Origin of the sequence: Paenibacillus agricola, from assembly GCF_011440305.1 — a bacterium.
Taxonomy (GTDB): domain Bacteria; phylum Bacillota; class Bacilli; order Paenibacillales; family NBRC-103111; genus Paenibacillus_S; species Paenibacillus_S agricola.
Genome location: NZ_JAAOIW010000054.1, coordinates 1 through 3,433 on the forward strand (window position 1 = coordinate 1; position 3,433 = coordinate 3,433).

Genomic DNA, 3,433 nt, shown 5'->3' on the forward strand with positions numbered 1-3,433 from the left:
GCTTATTCGGTGTACAGGGCCCCAGCTGGTTGACCAGTACAGTATGGGCTATGCCCGCTGTCATTCTTACAAGCGTCTGGAAGGGCCTTGGGTTCAGCATGCTTATTTTCCTTGCCGGACTTCAGTCCATTTCGATTGACTATTACGAAGCGGCGGAGATTGATGGTGCTAGGTCGATCGATAAGTTTTGGTACGTCACGGTACCCTTGCTTTCCCCGACTACGTTTTTTGTCACGGTTATGTCGTTTATTGGATCGTTCCAGGTATTTGATTCTGTATTCCTTATGACGGAGGGCGGGCCTGCCCGTTCGACATCCGTAATTGTGCATTATTTATACGAGAACGCCTTCATGTACTTCAGAATGGGCTATGCCAGCGCGATGGCTTATATACTCTTCTTTATGGTTTTTGCCATAACCATGATCCAGTTCTGGCGCCAGAAAAAATGGGGTAACTAAGGGGGCAGTATAGTTATGAAGAAAATGAGCTTGAGCGCTAAATTTGCAGCCCACTTTGTCCTCATTTTAGGGGCGCTTACGATGATCTTTCCTTTTCTTTGGACGCTTAGTACATCATTAAAAAATGTCAACGAGGTTTTCGTTTTCCCTCCTACATTTTTCGGTGAAAGAATCCAGTGGGAAAATTACTTGAGGATTTCAGATCGATTTCCTTTCGATGTTTATTTTTTTAACAGCCTCAAAATTACCGTCATTGTGGTCATAGTCCAATTGATCACAAGTTCAATGGCCGGCTTCGTATTTGCACGGCTGCGATTCCGGGGCAGGGATTTGCTGTTCGGGTTGTACCTTGCCACCATGATGATTCCTGCCCAAGTGACTATTATACCGAACTTTATCATTATGCGAACATATGGCTTAGTCGACACGCACATGGCACTTATTTTACCGCATTTGGTTTCGGCTTTCGGAACATTTCTATTGCGGCAATTTTTTCTTGCTATTCCGACAGCCCTAGAAGATGCGGCCAAGATTGATGGATGTACGCCGTTTGGTACTTATTGGAGGATTTTTGTGCCACTATCCAAACCGGCAATGGCTACACTTGGCGTTTTCGTATCTATGGGCACTTGGAATGACTTTTTGGGGCCCCTTGTATTTATCAACACACAGGCAAAGATGACTCTCCCGTTGGGTCTCGCCTCTATGCAGGGCTTGTATTCAACCGACTGGCCGGTATTAATGGCCGGTACCATACTTACACTTATCCCCGTGATTACCATATTTCTGCTAGCCCAGGACTTCTTTATAAAGGGTGTAACGCTATCAGGATTGAAGGGCGAGTAAAACTTTCCATAGGGAGATGTGAAGTCTGAAGTAACTGTAACCACCAAAGTAAATAGGCATAGCAAACAAGCCAACAAATGACGATTTTTTGGTAAATTATGGTATTTTTTATGGAGTGGTTAAATCGCAACCGCCATAATACGGTAACCCTGAGCTTTTGCCAATAAAATCGCTTGTTCTACCGTGATTTCACGGTCTACTGGAAGAACATCCGATTTTTTGTATAATTCAGCGTTATAGGGCTCCTTGTTCTTGAAGATGTGATAGATGGCAGTTAATAGCACTCGGGCAGTAGCAATAATCGCACGTTTGTGACCTCGACGCTTTTTGAGTTTTAAGTAGCGGTTTCGGATTTCGGGATGCTTTTCACTTTTGACTACAGCGGTTGCACACTGGACCAAAAGAGGCTTGATATAGCACCCATCTTTCGAAATCTTTACTGACTTTTTCTTGCCGGCACTTTCATTATTTGTAGGTGTAAGTCCTGCCTAGGAACATAAATGCTTAGCTGTCGTGAACACGTCCATATTCACACCAATTTCCGAGACCACGGTAATGGCGGAAAAGATGTTTTTGAAGGACGGAACAGTTAAGATCAAGTTGATTTCATTTGTGTACGACGCGGCAAGAGAAAGAATGATGGCTTCCAGATCCGCTTTGCGGGATTCAAGGTCTTCGTAGTGCGCTTAAATGACCTTTATTTTTCCAGCCTGTTCGGGTGTAATCAACCCTCTATGGCGAGTTCCAGTTCAGGAAGTTTCTCCTTCATGGAGCTTTTGCCGAAGGTATCCGACACCACGTTTCCCAAGCTGAATGTTAAAAACGGTTAAGCTGTTTTGCAGCCGATTTTTTTCACTCGACGCAAAGGTAGTCAGTTTAAAGCGGTAACGCATCAGGTCACGCAGCTGCCGGATCGGCAGGGGAGGCATGAAACTCCCAGCGACAAGATCATGCTTGAATAAATCGGCAATCCACTGAGCATCTTTTTTGTCCGTCTTTTTGCCGCGGATCGCTTTGACGTATTTTGGATGCGCCAGCGTGATGCTGCAGGAAGCTTCAAGAATATTGAACACGGGAATCCAGTATTTCCCGGTAGATTCCATGCAGACACCTTTACAGTCATGTTCACAAAGCCATTGTGAGAGCTCATTCAAACCTTTGGTGAAGGTAGAAAAGCGAAGACGTTTGTAAGTAGTGATCCCTTTGTTGTTGGTAGAAGCGATACAGGCAACGACAAAGGTTTTGTGGACGTCGATCCCACAGCACTAGACAATTTTTAAACCCACAGGGAATCCTCCTTTTCAGGGTGTACAGGGATATACAGCATTGACTGATTACCTAGCAATAAACGAGTCCTGTTTATACCAAAGATAAGTCTGCGTGCTCTAAAGGCATCACTTATTTGTGCTTGGAAAGGCAATCTACACATATAACTATGCGGTCACCCCATAGATGGGGCAGCCCACTCACCTCCGCGTGATTTGTAGTTAACTGGTATCCCTGTAAGTTTAGAATAAAAAAAACAGGCTCAAAGCACAACGATTTCATACCGTTTTGTGCCTTGAGCGAAGCGAAAGGAATGGATATAACTATGAAACAAGCGGAAGTAAAGGTTGTTAAGCAAATGGAAGCATTGTCTCTAAAGGATGTCGTCATTCAGGATTCCTTCTGGACTTCCCGGCAGAAGCTGGTCAAAGAGACCGTGATACCTTATCAATGGGATGCATTAAATGATGCGATTCCTGGTGCAGAGCCGAGTCATACCATAGAAAATTTCCGAATCGCCGCCGGGGATGTGGAAGGCGCGTACTATGGCAAGGTATTTCAAGACAGCGACCTTGCCAAATGGCTGGAAACGGTAGGCTTCACGCTATCGCTCCAGAGAGATGAACAATTGGAACGAATCGCCGACGAGACTATTGATTTAATTGGGCGGGTTCAGCGTCCGGACGGATACGTAAATACCTATTTTACGGTGGAGAAACCGGACCAACGGTGGACAAATTTAAGAGACGACCACGAGCTTTATTGCGCAGGGCATATGATTGAAGCGGCTGTCGCTTATTTCGAAGCAACCGGCAAAACCAAGCTGTTGGACATCATGAGCCGCTACGCTGATTATATCGGCA

General features: G+C 45.1%; 4 protein-coding genes and 1 pseudogene. 3 read left to right on the forward strand and 2 right to left on the reverse strand.

Going from position 1 to position 3,433, the window contains the following annotated elements; translation table 11 throughout:
* On the forward strand, positions 1-458 hold a 458-nt coding region (locus G9U52_RS38875), incomplete at its 5' end, for a carbohydrate ABC transporter permease (RefSeq protein ID WP_166158813.1).
* Positions 459-473: 15 nt separating this feature from the next.
* Positions 474-1,304 carry a carbohydrate ABC transporter permease gene (locus tag G9U52_RS38880; protein ID WP_166158815.1) on the forward strand — a complete coding sequence of 277 codons (831 nt, stop codon included), beginning with the start codon at positions 474-476 and terminating at the stop codon, positions 1,302-1,304.
* Positions 1,305-1,423: 119 nt separating this feature from the next.
* On the opposite strand, the pseudogene G9U52_RS40705 reads toward G9U52_RS38880, so the two are convergent.
* Positions 1,424-1,780 (reverse strand): annotated as a pseudogene (locus tag G9U52_RS40705) (IS110 family RNA-guided transposase); the annotation flags it as partial.
* A 273-nt stretch (positions 1,781-2,053) separates the two neighbouring features.
* A complete protein-coding gene (locus G9U52_RS40710; protein ID WP_311765004.1) occupies positions 2,054-2,560 on the reverse strand; it encodes an IS110 family transposase in 507 nt (168 codons plus the stop codon).
* A 368-nt stretch (positions 2,561-2,928) separates the two neighbouring features.
* Between G9U52_RS40710 and G9U52_RS38890 the strand changes: the two genes are divergently transcribed.
* A partial coding sequence (locus tag G9U52_RS38890; RefSeq protein ID WP_166158817.1) for a beta-L-arabinofuranosidase domain-containing protein occupies positions 2,929-3,433 on the forward strand: 505 nt, incomplete at its 3' end.

What these genes read in the sequence shown, in the direction of transcription:
- G9U52_RS38880 (WP_166158815.1), top strand. Translation starts at nt 474, where the DNA reads ATGAAGAAAATGAGCTTGAGCGCTAAATTTGCAGCCCACTTTGTCCTC.